General features: G+C 37.7%; 14 protein-coding genes and 1 pseudogene. 6 read left to right on the top strand and 9 right to left on the bottom strand.

Annotated features, from left to right (window positions below; genetic code table 11):
* Positions 1-113 (bottom strand): annotated as a pseudogene (locus tag AC5YD2_RS13680) (IS5/IS1182 family transposase); the annotation flags it as partial.
* Positions 114-122: 9 nt separating this feature from the next.
* Here AC5YD2_RS13680 and AC5YD2_RS13675 point away from each other — a divergent pair.
* The 4 genes from AC5YD2_RS13675 (at position 123) to AC5YD2_RS13660 (ending at position 4,937) form a co-directional block, all read left to right on the top strand.
* Positions 123-728 carry a hypothetical protein gene (locus AC5YD2_RS13675; protein WP_496126868.1) on the top strand — a complete coding sequence of 202 codons (606 nt, stop codon included), beginning with the start codon at positions 123-125 and terminating at the stop codon, positions 726-728.
* 222 nt (positions 729-950) lie between these two features.
* On the top strand, positions 951-1,853 hold the full coding sequence (locus AC5YD2_RS13670; protein WP_496126867.1) for a hypothetical protein: 903 nt from the start codon (positions 951-953) through the stop codon (positions 1,851-1,853).
* Positions 1,854-1,964: 111 nt separating this feature from the next.
* A complete protein-coding gene (locus AC5YD2_RS13665) occupies positions 1,965-3,137 on the top strand; it encodes a ribosomal protein uL16 3-hydroxylase (RefSeq protein WP_496126866.1) in 1,173 nt (390 codons plus the stop codon).
* A 129-nt stretch (positions 3,138-3,266) separates the two neighbouring features.
* Positions 3,267-4,937, top strand: a complete 1,671-nt coding sequence (locus AC5YD2_RS13660) for an FMN-binding glutamate synthase family protein (protein ID WP_496126865.1) — start codon at positions 3,267-3,269, stop codon at positions 4,935-4,937.
* A gap of 9 nt (positions 4,938-4,946) precedes the next feature.
* Here AC5YD2_RS13660 and AC5YD2_RS13655 read toward each other — a convergent pair whose 3' ends face one another.
* The 5 genes from AC5YD2_RS13655 to AC5YD2_RS13635 all read right to left on the bottom strand — a co-directional run bounded on the left by AC5YD2_RS13655 (position 4,947) and on the right by AC5YD2_RS13635 (position 10,194).
* Positions 4,947-6,290, bottom strand: a complete 1,344-nt coding sequence (locus tag AC5YD2_RS13655) for a hypothetical protein (protein WP_496126864.1) — start codon at positions 6,288-6,290, stop codon at positions 4,947-4,949.
* A 44-nt stretch (positions 6,291-6,334) separates the two neighbouring features.
* Positions 6,335-7,363 carry an alpha/beta hydrolase gene (locus tag AC5YD2_RS13650; RefSeq protein ID WP_496126863.1) on the bottom strand — a complete coding sequence of 343 codons (1,029 nt, stop codon included), beginning with the start codon at positions 7,361-7,363 and terminating at the stop codon, positions 6,335-6,337.
* Entirely contained in the window at positions 7,363-8,502 is a 1,140-nt protein-coding gene (locus AC5YD2_RS13645; RefSeq protein ID WP_496126862.1) for a YdcF family protein, read from the bottom strand. The genes AC5YD2_RS13650 and AC5YD2_RS13645 overlap by 1 nt, the downstream gene beginning before the upstream one ends.
* A 12-nt stretch (positions 8,503-8,514) precedes the next feature.
* Entirely contained in the window at positions 8,515-9,552 is a 1,038-nt protein-coding gene (murB, locus tag AC5YD2_RS13640) for a UDP-N-acetylmuramate dehydrogenase (RefSeq protein WP_496126871.1), read from the bottom strand.
* Positions 9,553-9,687: 135 nt separating this feature from the next.
* Positions 9,688-10,194, bottom strand: coding sequence for a low molecular weight protein-tyrosine-phosphatase (locus tag AC5YD2_RS13635; protein WP_496126861.1), 507 nt, complete (start codon positions 10,192-10,194; stop codon positions 9,688-9,690).
* A gap of 111 nt (positions 10,195-10,305) precedes the next feature.
* Between AC5YD2_RS13635 and AC5YD2_RS13630 the strand changes: the two genes are divergently transcribed.
* Both AC5YD2_RS13630 and AC5YD2_RS13625 read left to right on the top strand, forming a co-directional pair.
* Complete coding sequence (locus tag AC5YD2_RS13630; protein WP_496126860.1) at positions 10,306-11,463, top strand: iron-containing alcohol dehydrogenase; 1,158 nt, start codon at positions 10,306-10,308, stop codon at positions 11,461-11,463.
* A 19-nt stretch (positions 11,464-11,482) separates the two neighbouring features.
* A complete protein-coding gene (locus tag AC5YD2_RS13625; RefSeq protein WP_496126859.1) occupies positions 11,483-11,926 on the top strand; it encodes an acyl-CoA thioesterase in 444 nt (147 codons plus the stop codon).
* A 34-nt stretch (positions 11,927-11,960) separates the two neighbouring features.
* Here the strand turns inward: AC5YD2_RS13625 and dnaX are convergent, their stop codons facing one another.
* From dnaX to cpaB, 3 genes are all read right to left on the bottom strand, one after another.
* Positions 11,961-14,195, bottom strand: a complete 2,235-nt coding sequence (gene dnaX, locus AC5YD2_RS13620; RefSeq protein ID WP_496126858.1) for a DNA polymerase III subunit gamma/tau — start codon at positions 14,193-14,195, stop codon at positions 11,961-11,963.
* A 161-nt stretch (positions 14,196-14,356) separates the two neighbouring features.
* Positions 14,357-14,818, bottom strand: coding sequence for a copper resistance protein NlpE N-terminal domain-containing protein (locus tag AC5YD2_RS13615; RefSeq protein ID WP_496126857.1), 462 nt, complete (start codon positions 14,816-14,818; stop codon positions 14,357-14,359).
* 93 nt (positions 14,819-14,911) lie between these two features.
* Positions 14,912-15,526, bottom strand: coding sequence for a metalloprotease secretion chaperone CpaB (gene cpaB, locus AC5YD2_RS13610; protein WP_496126856.1), 615 nt, complete (start codon positions 15,524-15,526; stop codon positions 14,912-14,914).
* Positions 15,527-15,546: the final 20 nt, after the last annotated feature.

The raw sequence follows: 15,546 nt of genomic DNA, 5'->3' as shown, positions 1-15,546 counted from the left end.
AGTGATTCTGCTTTTGCTAAAACCTCGACCATTTCAGTAAAAACTTGCCGAGGTACGCCAACCAAGCGTTTGAATTCAGAATCTGAAAAATGGTTTAATTTCTGATATCTCATGACATTTATATGGGGATAGTTTTTACTTTCGCAAGAGGTCTATTAATTAACACTTTAAAAGGCTTATTAGTTATGAAGACATTATTGCTTAGCTTAAGCATTTTACTCACTTTAAGCACCATCACACTACCCAGTTTTGCAAAAAGTGAAACGCTTACTGTTCCACAAAATGATGAAAATGATAAAAAAAAATTGATCAATGATTGGGTCGACTATCGCTTAATCCAGTACACATTTGATCAAGAGTCTGAACAGAATGCAAAGGAACTTGAAAAATTATTAGAGACGAATCAAAGCGATGCTGAAATGGAAATTTTTAATAAAAAAATGAGAGCATTTACTATAAACAGTCGTGACCAACTGATTTTAAAACTAAACTCATTAACTCCTCACACCAACCAAATGCGCCAATTGATTGATTTACAAATTCAGAATATTAAAGGCTCTACACATCTACTATTAAATAACATATTTGATGCGCCTGACTCAGGAAAAGTCGAAAATAAGGTGATGATTCAAAAAGCTATTGAAATTACACGTCAAACTATTGAACTCGAAAAAGAAATTGAGATGAATACTTTAAGATATTTAAAAGATCTTAGGGCACAAGAATGAGCGTATTTATAAAGAATTTGAATCGTAAAATCATATATTTATCCTAAATCACGTGAACCGACTAAGGCATTAAATCGAATATAAATTGCGATAAATAACGAATTTTTTGAAAACGCATGTACAAGTAGCATTTTCACAAATTGAAATTGAATCTATCTTGTTGTCGCAACATATTTGGATGATGTAAATGGTGATGTATCATTTTGGAGATATCAAAACACGATGCCTAATTTACTGAGCTATACTTTATTTTGTGCAACATTGGCTTTCACCACACTATCTCCTTCAGTGTATGCATCCCCTATTCCCGAAATTTCACAAGCGGAATTAAGCAACACAGTCAAAGACTGGATACAACTTGCACAAATAATGTCTTTTGAAAAGGCTCAAATTCGACAATTCGAAGAGTTAGGTAAAAAATTATTAAACTCAAAAAATAGACAGAAATCTGAGCAGATCATTAATCAACATCATGAAACAATGAATAAACTCATCAATGAAAAACGTGCTGCGCTTAGTTTGAAAACATCGGATGCTAAACACATTAATCAACTGATGATTGAAAAAAATAATATTCAAGCCCAACTTAATCCATCTCAATTTTTCACAGCTGACGGTATAGAAAAAAATAAACGCTTAAATGTTTTAAACACATCTTATCATGACCAATTCAGTCAATTAGAACGAGTGGCTTTAGCCGAATTGAGAGATAAATTAAACCATGCAGCGCAATGGATCAATGAATGGTTAAGCTACAAAATCACATTGATCAATATCGATCAAATTACGATTAAAATGATGAATACAGCAAATACTTTAGAAAATGCATCAACACAAGATCATATTCGATTTATCCATGCAGTATCAGAAATTGAAAGTTCAAAATTAACTGAAATAAAAGCACAAAGTCCTGACATGGTTAAATTATATGCTTATAAACAACAGTATTTTAACAATAAGAAAATTTTCAATTTGAATGTCATAGAGCCTGATTCTCAAAATTCAAGCATATATTCAGATGATTTTGAAACTTTGGAGCAAATTCAGGGAAAAATAGAGCCTTTAGAATCTAAAATTGAGCATAAATTTCTGGAATTCCTTGAGCAAAATTCTATGACAAATTAACCCTGTATTTAAGCTGTCGAATAGCATCAAAGTATACGATTGAGTATTTTATTCCTTGCAAATTTCGTCACCTTCAGCGGACAATAGTTAAAATTTTTTGTAGTTTTAATTATGTCCCAAACTTTAGACGTATTAGGCGGGATTACCGCTGAACAATTTTTCTCAGAATACTGGCAAAAGAAACCGCTTCTAGTTCGTAATGCAATTCCAGAAATTGCAGGAATTCTAGAGCCCAATGATGTGATGGAACTTGCACTAGAAGATGAAATGAGTGCTCGCCTGATCAAACAAAAAGACCGTGATCCGAATCAATGGACAGTGAAGTCTTCGCCATTAATCAAAGCTGACTTTCAAAAGATGCCCAAGCTTTGGACGCTTTTGGTTCAAGCAGTTGACCACTATTCATTTGATTTATCAGAAATGTGGAAAAAGTTTCCGTTCATTCCTCAATGGCGTCGTGAAGATATCATGGTGTCTTATGCACCTAAAGGCGGTTCGGTAGGTAAGCATTTTGATTTTTATGATGTTTTCCTTGTACAAGGTTTCGGGCACCGTCGTTGGCAGTTGGGGCAACAATGCGATGCAACTACAGAATACGTTGCTGGACAACCACTTAAGCTTTTACCTGAAATTGACGTGAATTTCGATGAAGTCCTTGCTCCAGGTGACTTACTCTATGTTCCACCAGGGCTGGCTCACTATGGCGTTGCTGAAGATGACTGCCTCACCTATTCATTCGGTTTCCGCATGCCAAATGTTGCAGATATGGTCGATAGCTTAGGTGATGCACTTTCAATTGATGAATGCCTTCAAAATCCTTTAGCTGATATTCAACGTGATCAAACCTCAGCGATTGGTGAGATTACCTCACAAGAGCTTCAATATTTACGTGAAAAACTTTTGGAAGAACTGCAAAATCCGAATGCACTAAATGAAGCCTTGATGACTTTAATTTCACGCCCCGGCTATCCAAATAATATTCCAGAAAATGATGAAATTGGTGTCGGTGATTTAGAAGAGGCACTAGATCAAGGTTATTTACTCAAACTTGAGCCTGCATCACGACTGCTTTATAGCGAGTTTGATCAGGTATTACGTTTTTGGGCAAATGGTGAACGCATGGATATTGCTGAAGCATTCTCTGCAAAACTCAAAATGATCGCTGACGGTGAAATCATCGAATTCAATGAAGAGCTGTACGATCAAAATATTTTAGAAAATATCGCTGAGCTAATGAATGCATCGATCATTATGCTCCTACCGCCAGAAGAGTCTGCTGAATAATCAGAAAACAAACTCAAAATGATTGAAATTCGTTCTAAGTTATTGATAGCTTAGAACGAACAATTCGATACTTGCGAATTGTTAGATTTATTCGTAATTTGAAAATATAAATTTTTGGAACAATAAAAAATGGCAAGCCCAGCGCAAGCAATAAGACACAAATTACTCAACACCTTTTTTTCAAGACACTCCATCTGGTTTGCCTGCATTTTTATTGCACTCAGCATCACTTGGTTAAGATTGTTCTATCATCCTCATTATATTTACTATTTTATGTCGGATACGGTCATTAATATTTTATGGCTAATCACATCCGCATTGAGTTTTTTAGGACTGTATGACGTTTTACAAAATAAACACTCCATCCTCAAAAACTATCCAATCATGGGACATTTCCGCTTCCTCTTTGAAGACTTTAGACCTGAAATTCGCCAATACTTTATTGAGTCGGATCAAGATGCACTGCCATTTTCAAGAATGCAACGTAGTCTAGTCTATCAACGTGCAAAGAATGAAAATGCAGATAAACCCTTTGGTTCAATTATTGATGTTTATCAACAAGATTATCGATTTATCAATCATTCGATGACACCTAAACACCCTGCTGATCCTACGACATTCCGTATTAATATTGGTAATGAACAATGCACTCAGCCCTATAGTGCATCGATCATGAATATTTCAGCGATGAGTTTCGGTAGTTTAAGTGCAAATGCCATCCGTTCTTTGAATTTGGGTGCAAAGCTTGGAGGTTTTTACCACGATACAGGCGAAGGAAGTTTAAGCCCATATCATCTTGAAAATGGCGGTGATATCGTTTGGCAAATTGCCAGTGGGTACTTTGGTTGTCGTACCCCTGAAGGCAAATTTAATCCCCAAAAATTTGCTCAACAAGCCAGCCTTCCCAATATCAAGATGATCGAATTAAAACTTTCTCAAGGTGCAAAACCTGGTCATGGTGGGATCTTACCGAAACATAAAATTACTGAAGAAATCTCTCAAATTCGTGGCGTGCCACGTGACCGAGATTGTATTTCACCACCAACCCACTCTACTTTTAGTAATCCAATTGAAATGATGCATTTCATTCAACAATTACGTGAACTTTCAAATGGTAAGCCTGTTGGATTTAAATTGTGTATCGGTCAACCTTGGCAATTCATGAGTATAGTTAAAGGTATGTTGGCGACCAACATCATTCCCGACTTTATTGTAATTGATGGGTCTGAAGGCGGTACAGGCGCCGCACCGATTGAATTTAGTGACAACATTGGCACACCATTACGTGAAGCCCTCCTATTTGCACATAACACTTTAGTGGGCGCTGGACTTCGAGATCAAATTAAGCTCGGTGCAAGCGGTAAAATTATCAGTGCATTTGATATTGCAAGTACATTTGCCATTGGTGCAGATTGGGTGAATTCTGCACGTGGGTTTATGTTTGCTGTGGGTTGCATTCAAGCGCAAAGCTGTCATACCAACCAATGCCCTGTGGGAGTCGCAACGCAAGACCCTGATCGTCAAAAAGCCATTCATGTTCCAACAAAAGCTGAACGTGTTTTTAGCTTCCATAAAAATACGCTGCATGCCTTGTCAGAAATGATTGCCGCTGCTGGTCTTGAACATCCAAGCGATATTAAGGCACATCATTTAGCGCAACGTGTAAATGACCGTGAGATCAAAAACTATGCTCAATTGCATTTTTGGTTAAAAGAAGGCGAACTGCTCACTTGCGAAAATAAAGATGATGAAAATTTTTATTATCGTATGTGGAATCTCGCGAAAGCTGAGCAGTTTTAACACGTGAGTCTACTTTGGCTTGAGATCGAATCCCGTTCGACTCAAGCCATTTTCAAAGTTACGCTGAATTCTATACGGTGCTAAGTCTTTAAATGTGATCTGATTAGGCAATACCAATAATTTTTTTAATTGAGCAGCAACATAGGCGTGAATGTTTTGCTGATGCTTGCTATAAGAATCTTTTAAATAAATGAAATCGTAAATCAGAAAAAGCGGAATTGACACAACCAATAAACTGAGAAGATGCAAAAAAACAAACATGAACTGATCAATAAATCCTCCTTCTCCTAAAAATAATATAGCCCAAAATAGAGCCATGATACCGATGACACATAGGGCTAAAACACTGAAATCACGGTACTTGAGTAAGCTGTCATTGATTTGATACACCAAGTCCAAAAGCACATCTTCATCTAAATAGACATATCGATGTTGGTCTGATAAAGCCCAAATATATCGCCCCTGTTTATCTGCTAAATTTGAATATAAGACAGTCACTGAGGTCTTATTTTTTAAATGAAATTCATCTACATACGTATATAAAGCTAATTTATCTAAGTTAAATTTAACTAAGTTTAAAGGATCGCTATGTTCAGCAGAATATGGAATTTTCTCAATCTGAATTGCGGTGAGTGTGCCTTGAGATTTGAACAATTTATACTTTTCAGCTTCTGTTTGAATCAAACCAAATTGATTTTTATGCTTTAAAACTTGTTGCAATGCTGCTTGAATGTCATGTTTAGACTGATGATGAAGACTCATCAGAATTTTGACATCAAAAAAAATTTTGTTGAGTTCAAAATATGAATTGGTGTGAGCGAAATGTCGTAATTGTACAGGAGTTATTTTAGGAAAATTTAGCTGTTCAAACACTTCTTCAAGCAATGCTGAGTGATCTTTCTTTTCAGTTAACGTAAATATTGCCAAGCCGATCCCGATGCTGGCGATGAAAATTAGCAAAAGCCAGTCTTGAATATTTCCCCAAAAAATATCCCAATAGCTGATTAACTGATGCGCAATAATCATACTCAAGATAAAAATAAAACAACTTAAAAATATATAAACAAAACGCGCAAAAGAATGGCGCAATCCTTGTGAGTTATCATTCACTAATTGAGGTTTGAGATAAAGTTGCTTGGTTTTGTGATTTAAAATCGCGTAAACCTGTTTGCATTGATCGTCATGTACAACTTGAATTAAATCACCCACTTGATAAAATCTGTCTTGATCATCAATATCAATTTTAAATGCAGAGTGATTACTCAGTTTAAGAATAAGACAGGACTGCTTTGCATTATTGGATCGTTGAATTATTTTTGCTTGAGTAGCATTAAGATTGAAACGCTTATACATATAAAGGTCGATTATTTATATCGTTGTTATTCAGTATTGAAGGGCTAGTAGTAGCCCTTACCTGTTTGCGCATGTAAAAAAGCAGGAATCAAACCCGTCAGTGCCGCACGAATATCTGCTCTTTCATTGATTAACTGATGAGAGCCTTCTTCCAACATTAGTAAAGTCTGTAATCTGAATTTCTCACGTATAAACTCAATATTATAACGCCAATCGACCGTTTGATCCTGAGCACCCTGTGCCAACCAAACTGGAATTCGACATGCAGGACGTTGCTCCATTTCCTGCATCCATTTAGACATTGCCAAAATCCAATCCATCCCCATCATTCGAGGCTGTAAAGGATCTTTGAGGCGCACAAAACGTAAGAATTCAGGGTTATGATTATTCCGTTTAAAATGCCTCGGAACTTCGCGCTTAATACGACGAATAATCCCTAAACCTACAGAATTATGCCACCACGCTGATTTCGCAGGACGAACCAAGGGTGACAATAAAAGCACGCGCTCTACAATGGGATTTTTACGCTGCTGTGCGTATTCCAATAAATGATGCATCCAAATGGCAGCGCCTGTACTTTGTCCAATACCGAGCCAAGGCTTAGGAAGTTGATCTGCACCCTTTAAATACTGATGTACCGCATGTAAAACCTGTTGGTAATGGTCAAAATTTTGGATACTTGCCGCATTTCCATCACTTAGACCATGACCTGGTAGGTCGTATGTAATGACACTAAAACCTTGATCTAATAATTCACGAATGATTGGCTGATAAATACCACTATGTTCTAAGTAACCATGTAATAGAAAAACGGTACCTTTAATTTGATCAATAATAGGTTGATACACTTGTACATGTAATTTAAATAATGGCATTTTGACGTAACCTTGCCAAAAATGACCTTCTAATTGATCTAGACCATAGAGTCGTCTGTACGCTTGAATTTCCTTAGAGGGTTCATAAGGACGATTCAAATTTAAAGGCTCAAGTGTTAAGGGGGTGTCGTTCCGGTTTGGAATAGGTAAATCTAGTTGCGTCAACACACTTGGATTGAGAAAAGGAATATCAGCCATTATGGAACCTCTCTACAACCACTTGAACCAAATAATACATCACGAATTGATGCAAGCATCTCATAGTTGGCACGGCGACTATGATCGTAGTTTTGCAAGCTCGGTCGCCATTTTGTCATTGGTGTTGGCATTGGGGCTTCAACAGGAATGGTCTGAATGCCATTCAGTGCAAATAAACGACGCGTACGAGGCATATGGTAGCGGTCGGTAATCAAAATCACAGTTGGTGCTCCCCCTTTTTTTTGTAATAATAATGAGCTAAAGCGTGTGTTTTCACAGGTATTCATACTTCTATTTTCTAATAGATTAGCTTCCACGCCTGAATTTTTCAACCAAGCTTGCATATAAGGCGCTTCCACACCGCTCAGTACAATCGGCAATTTACTTTCTTTTTCGACTTCAAGCGTTTTCTCAAGCCGTAAGCGTGTGTATTCATTGACCACGATATCTATTTTATTTTTACCCAGCGTTAGTCCACCACCCAAAGTCACAATGGCATGCGGTTCTGAACTCGCTTTTTTCTTATCCCCTTGACTCTGAATTAATGCAATATCTTTATAAGTCTGATCATCTACAGACTGTAAGGAAGTTACCTCTATAGGATGGGTTTCAAGAAATTGAGTGTAGGTTTCTCTTAAAGCTTTATCCTCAGCACTTTCCTTTAAATTTTGAATAGATTCTTCTTGCTCATCATTTTGCACGTCACTTGCAGGTGTTGAAATCTCTGCACTTTCTACAGCTGCGACAACAGGAATCTTAGGCGTGTCTTTAGGCTGTTGCTGATTATTATCTTTCAGCGTGTTCTTAATTTCATCCAACAATATTTGATAGCGGGTTTGAATCAAAACAAGATCTTCTATTTTCTTATTTTGGATCGCCTGCTCCATCAAATCCAAATAAGCTTGGCGCGCAATCCACAACCGTGATCCCGGCTCATAATCAGCATGATCGGTCAGTGCAGCCATCTGCTGACTTTGAGCAGCCACAACATCCACATTTACAGGGACAAAGGTATTTAGCGCTTTAACGACTAGATTCGAATAAAATGGCGTATACCAAAAAACCAAGAGACAACCTAAAAGCACGAATAAAAGCGCCATCACGCGTACGATTGAAATCATCCAATGCTGTTTAGACATAACACCCTTATATCAATTGTTGGTATGTGGTCGAATTAAACCCATCGAGTCAAAAAGTACAGGCTCAGGTTCAAGTTGAATACTGAACTTTTTTAACACATCTTGCTGTACAGCGCGATAGGTTGTTTGTACATCTTGTAAATTTGCATCAGCATAATTGACCAATACAAGTGCTTGTTTATTAAACATTCCTACATTTCCAAGTTGTTTGCCTTTCCAACCTGCTTGATCAATCAGCCAACCTGCAGCGATTTTTTGCGTGTTATTCGCCTGTGGATAATGCGGCACATTGGGGAATTTCAATGCCAGCTTTTCATATTCAAAGTTTTGAATCACAGGGTTTTTAAAGAAACTACCTGCATTTGGAAATTCTTTTGGATCAGGCAATTTACTACGACGAATGTGAATGACTTGATTCTGTAAATTTTCAGGACTTAAATCGTCTGCCATTGCTGCTTTTAAATCACCATATTGGATTTTTAAATCCGGATTTTTTAATAACTTAAATACAACATGCGTAATGATATAGCGAGTCGGATCGGCTTTAAAAACACTGTGACGATAAGAAAAATCACAATCTTCAGCTAAAATCGATTCAAACTTTTGCTTGTCACGGTTATACACTTCAACAGCGTGAATAAACTCACCGACTTCAACACCATATGCACCAATATTTTGAACTGGGGATGCACCGACCAAACCTGGAATCAGAGCTAAGTTTTGTAAGCCATACATTTTCTGTTGAGTCGTCCACAGCACAAACTTATGCCAGTTTTGCCCCGCGCCAACGCGTAGGATATACGTCGTATTATCCTCAGCAATACGTTCATTGCCTTGAATATTCATATGAATAACCAAAGCACTGATCTGATTTGGCAATAACATATTGCTACCACCTGACAAAATCATGATATTTAGCTGATTTTTATCGGCAAACTCAATTGCCTCCAGCAGATCTTGAGTATCATGAATTTGAACATAATGCGATGCAACAGCATCCAAACTCAAACTGTTCAGTGATTTTAATTGGACATTGGTTTGAACGTTTATCATGAATTATATGTACTCTACGCAACTGTTGATGCTGATTCAGAACAAGCACCATTACATCTTTTAAATATGGGTCAAATCTTTAATTAGGGCTTAATCTTTAAATAAAGGTTTAGTCTTTCAAATAAATATGAATTAGCTGAGTTTCGTTTTTAAATAAGTAACCCATGCTTGACTACTCGACTCACACTGATCTAAGACCTGCTCAAAACCAAGATCTCCACCATAATAAGGATCGGGCACGGCATGTTTTGGATAATCTAAGTCATGCTCACTCATCAAAGCGATTTGAGCTTTAATTAAATGACTTGGGAAGTTTTGTTCAGCCTGAGACTTTAATGCCTTTATATCGGCAAGATTTTCCATATCCATCGCTAAAATCAAATCGAAATCTAAAAAGTCTTGCTCAGTCAATTGTCTTGCACGTAATGCTGACAGATCATAACCACGTTTTAGAGCATGCTTCTGACTACGCAAATCAGGCGCTTTATTGGGATGATAATTACTGGTACCCGCAGAATCGATTTCTACATTAAATTGCTCGGCTTGACAAAAATGTCTAAGCACAACTTCAGCAGTAGGTGAACGACAAATATTTCCTAAGCATACACATAAAATTTTGTATGGCCTTTTCGTCGTCATAACTCTCTCAAATGTACATATCTTTTATCGTTGTATATGTTAAGTTATTTAAAGGATGAATCCTATAGAACTGTAAAACAATAATGCTGAATTATGCATAAGGAATCGTGAATGGCATCATTTCAATTTCAAACGGTTGGAAATATTATTTCTGGCTTAGGCTCAATCGTAGAATTAACCAACATTCTAAAAGATAAAGCATATAAGAAATTGTTACTGGTCACTGATGCAGGCATGATTCAACAACAGTTGCACTTGCCACTGCTTGAAATTTTCGATGCTACTTCTACACCATATCTTATTTTTTCAGATGTTCAAGCTGATCCGCCTGAACATGTTGTACTCGAAGCAGTGAATTTCGCAAAATCCAACGATGTTGATGCCGTATTAGGATTTGGCGGTGGCAGTTCGCTCGATGTCGCGAAAATTATCGCGATCCTCGCTGATCCTAAGCAAACGCAATGTCTTGAACATCTTTATGGTGTTGGAAATGCGAAATCCCCTCGTCTGCCTTTGATACTCGTTCCGACGACTGCAGGGACTGGCTCTGAAGTCACCCCGATATCCATCGTGACCACAGGTGAAACCACCAAAACAGGAATCGTTTCACCAATTCTCTATGCCGACGTGGCTATTTTAGACGCGAACTTTACCAAGGATTTACCTGCACATATCACAGCTGCTACAGGTATTGATGCCATGGTGCATGCCATAGAAGCATACACCTCTAAAATGAAGAAAAACTTTTATGCAGATTTACTGGCGAAGCAAGCTTTAAGCCTACTCAATAAAAATTTAAAACTGGTGTTGGACGATGGTCATAACCTTGAAGCTCGTCAAAATATGCTCTTAGGTTCAATGCTTGCGGGTCAGGCATTTGCGAATGCACCGGTTGGAGCTGTGCATGCACTTGCCTATCCGCTGGGTGGACATTTTCATCTATCTCATGGTCATACCAATGCTTTAGTGCTATTGGAGGTTTTAAAATTTAATGCCTCTGAAGCCAAACGAGACTACGCTGAACTCATCCAATGGATGGACCCTTATAGTAAAGGCAATACCGATGGTTTATGTGATTTATTTATCGATCATATGCAACGACACTTAGACCATAGCGGACTGACATTAAAACTCAGTGAATTAAATGTGAAAGAAAATCAATTAGAAACATTAGCCCATGACGCCATGCAACAAACTCGATTATTGCAAAACAATCCAAAACAAATGACCTTTAATGATGCATTAAACATTTATAAAGCGATTTATTAACATTCATTTGAAAGATTTTATGAAACCGAACATTCGCACTCGACAACATTATTCTTTTATCTTTCCAATACAAACACGTTGGGCAGATAACGACATGTATGGTCATGTCAACAATGTGACTTATTATAGTTATTTCGATACAGCAGCCAATGCTTTACTGATTCAAAAATCTGGATTTGATGTACGCCAATCACCATCTATAGGTCTAGTCGTTGAATCTCATTGTCAATTCATGCAAGAGCTGTCTTATCCCGAAATCATTGAAGTTGGTGTAGCCATTCGTAAAATCGGCAATTCCTCTCTAACCTATGACTTAGCTATTTTCAAACAAGGTCAAAATGAGGCCTCTGCACAGGGTTATTTCACCCATGTATTTGTAGATCGAAATACCAGAAAAAGCACCCCGATTTCTAAGGAAATGCGAGATGCTTTATCATCATTCTTCATCAATGAATCAACTTAAAATCCATTTTATTTAATCCAAGTGAAATACCAACTCATTTCAGCTGTACGTTATGAATTTCAGCGTCAAACATCGCCATTAGACTTTGTACAGCCTCTTCTTGAGCTAATAGCTCATTGGCTCTTGAATGGGCTCTCACTTTACGTTCAGCTTGTTTGGCATACGGTGTCTGCTCGATAACATCTTGGTACACCACACTAAATCGTGTATTCGACCATTGCGCTTTCAATTCATTTTCAAGCATATGCTGGAACTGATTGAGAATTGTTTCGTACTTCTGTGGAATATGGAAAATACTCGTGCCATTGATTTCGCCGGTCATCATCCCTTGTTGCGCCAACTCTTGCACGGCAGGAGATAATTGACTATTACGGAACCAATATTCCCACTTGTCTATATTCCATTCACCATCAAGATTTTGATGATTTAAAGTTAAAATATCCTGCGGCATTAAAGTTGAATCAGATCCAAGATCAGACACTGTATTTTGAGTAAATGACGGTTCTTGTTTACCTAATGCATTGGCAACAACGTTTTCAACTTCAGGATTTAAGAAAAAAACATCATCATTGGCATTTCCTAATGATGATTCCTTCGATTCTGGAGCAACAGGTGCATCACCAAAGAAGGTAAGTTCAGGTGCTTCATCATTCGGCTCCTCAGATTTCTCGATCTGAGCACTTTCAAGATTGGCGATTTCAATCGTAGGGCTTTGACGACTTAAAGCATCTTCAGTCGATACGCCGTGTTGATTATTGGCAACTGCAACTTCTAATCCTTGCGCAGAACTTATGTCGGCATCTGTTACTGATTGATCATTTTCATCATCAAGATAGTCATCACTACTTGGCTCATTCGGATCATGACGTTGGCTCAGTGCATGATCTAAGTCTGCATTTTCATTATATTCATCATCCTGATCAAAGCTTGCTTCATGTGAGCTATGAACGCTTGACGTTAAATGCTGTTGATCCTGAATCTCACCCTGAGCAACTGATTTATCTTGAAACACTATACTTTGATCTTTAGAAGCACGTTGAACAGCTGCAGATGATACTGATGGTTCCGTTACTGCTGATAAGACTGCTTTTGATTCTTGTCTTGATGCTTGTACTGAGTCCTCTTGAACTGAAGTTTGCGAGTTTGAAACCTGACTAGCTTGCTGTACGCTTACTTCATTAGGTTGCATGGGTCTAAACGCCAGTAAGCGCAACACACACATTTCAAAGCCCTGCTCTTGAGTCACAGCCAACTGTAGATCTGCACGTCCTTTACAAGCAACTTGATAATACAACTGAAGATCTTGAGCAGAAATTAAGCCCGCAAGTTGCATAATTTTGGCATTAATTTCGGCACTATATTTTAAGCTAAGATCAGGTAAGTACTGTAATAGCGCCAATTCATGCAAAGTCGATATAAACTGGTCTAAAACCAAAGAAACATCGAGTGCCTGCTGTCTAAACTGCATCAATAAGGCACTCACGCGTTGTTGTTGATTTTGATGAATCGCTAAAATCAAATCAAAAATGATGGTTCGATCAATCAATCCCAACATTTCTTTGACGTCTTGATGTTGAATCGCACCTTGACCATAGGCAATCGCCTGATCTGTAAGCGACAAGGCATCACGCAATGAACCTTGAGCAGATTCCGCGATTTGCCAAATCGCATCTTGTTCTGCTTGGATTTCTTCTTTATTTAAAATATTGGTCAAGTGCGCTGTAATTTCATCGACAGCCAAAGGACGTAAAGTAAATTGTAAGCAACGTGAAATTACTGTGATGGGTAGTTTTTGTGGATCTGTCGTCGCAAACAGAAACTTCACATGTTCGGGTGGTTCTTCTAATGTCTTAAGTAATGCATTAAAGGAATGCGTTGACAGCATGTGTACTTCATCGATCAAATATACTTTGTATCGACCCTGCGTTGGTGCATAAGGGACGTTGTCGAGTAATTCACGCGTATCTTCGACTTTGGTACGTGATGCAGCATCGATTTCGATTAAATCAATAAAACGACCTTCATTCACCGCTGTGCAGGTTGGACACACTTCACACGGCGTCGAAGTTACACCGGTCTCACAGTTTAAACATTTTGCAAGAATACGCGCGATCGTGGTTTTACCTACGCCACGTGTTCCTGTAAACAGATAGGCATGATGCAATCTGCCACGTTCTAAAGCACTGGTTAATGCACGTGATACATGGTTTTGACCAACGAGTTCGATAAAATTACGTGGACGATATTTACGTGCAAGTACTTGATACATGGATGCTCCCTTTATACAGGTCTAAGCATACTGTTTTTTTATTCAAGAGTGAATGCGGATTGCGAATTCTCTTGTTAAGTGATGCGTATGAAAACGAATAAACAGTTTATAAAAGCGAAAATCAAACAAAAAAGGGTTAAAATCCCCCCGTTAAATGACGATTAAATTACTTTCTCAAGCGAAAAATCATCAAATGCCACATAAGCATTCGAAGTTTTGTCTTCTAAAATCTCGATTACATTATTCTTTAAATCTACAAAAATTAAATTCCGTGTAGATACATTTTCAAGCTCTAATTTTGTTTGATCAGCATCTGAAAATTTGACTTTACCTTTCAAAGTCTCGATTTCATTGTGACCACTTAAACTTAAGCGAGAGAGTACAAATGTTTGATCTGCTTTCAATGTCAATTCAACAGACATCCCAGGACATTCATCACATCGAGAAATACACGCCATACACGGCGTCGTGCCCTGATACTTTCCAACCCAGTCAGGAATAACAACTTTCTTCTCAAAGTCTTGATGTTTGGCAGTGCTTGTAGTTTCCGATGTAACAGTTTGTTCGCCACAGCCGACCATTGCAGTAAGCGCAATCAATGGAATGAAAATTGACTTTTGCATGTGAGACTACAAAAAAGTAAATAAAGCGAAAAATAACATAATTTATTGCCGATGCAAGTATCGAAACACCAGCTTTTCGTCAAGATGAACTGATTAGTGTGATTCTAGTCCATCATTGATTAATACATCCTCAGGCTTTGCCAAACCAATTCCATCTTTAATTTCAGCGATATAACTCCCCTTATCTGTAAAGACTTTTAAAATCGCGTAGCGATCATCTTTACTCTGAGTAATCGTAAAATAATTTAAGTCTTCAGGATAACCCTCAAAGCTCCCTCGCCATTTCATAATATCTTGATCTAATTGATCGACTGATTGAATTATCGCAGTACGGTGAAGATCAAATTGCAACATTTTCAGTTCAATTCGATCGCCCACTTGTTTATCCGCCATATTATCTATATTAAAGCTGAATAAAAAACCCGCTTCAGGATTTTTAAAATGCGCTGGAATCAGATGAGTTCTCAGTGCATTCGGCTCTATGGCGGATATAAGATTTTTATCAATTTTATGTTGCTCAATCTTTTCATCATTTAAAGATGGATTCTCCTCACCATGACGATTGCTCAAATCCACGTCAATTTTAGAATCAGAAGATTGCTCTTTGACCTGAAACTCATTCACTGAATGCGTCTCAGGTTTAAAATAAATTAATGTTGTGGCAGCCAATGTAGCCACCACAAGGATTAAGTAAATTGTTTTATTCATTGCTTATGGATAACTCAACG

The sequence above is a fragment of the Acinetobacter sp. CY73 genome (genome assembly GCF_059515865.1).
Note: the sequence above shows the minus strand (reverse complement) of the source record. Positions and strands in the feature narration are given on the sequence as shown.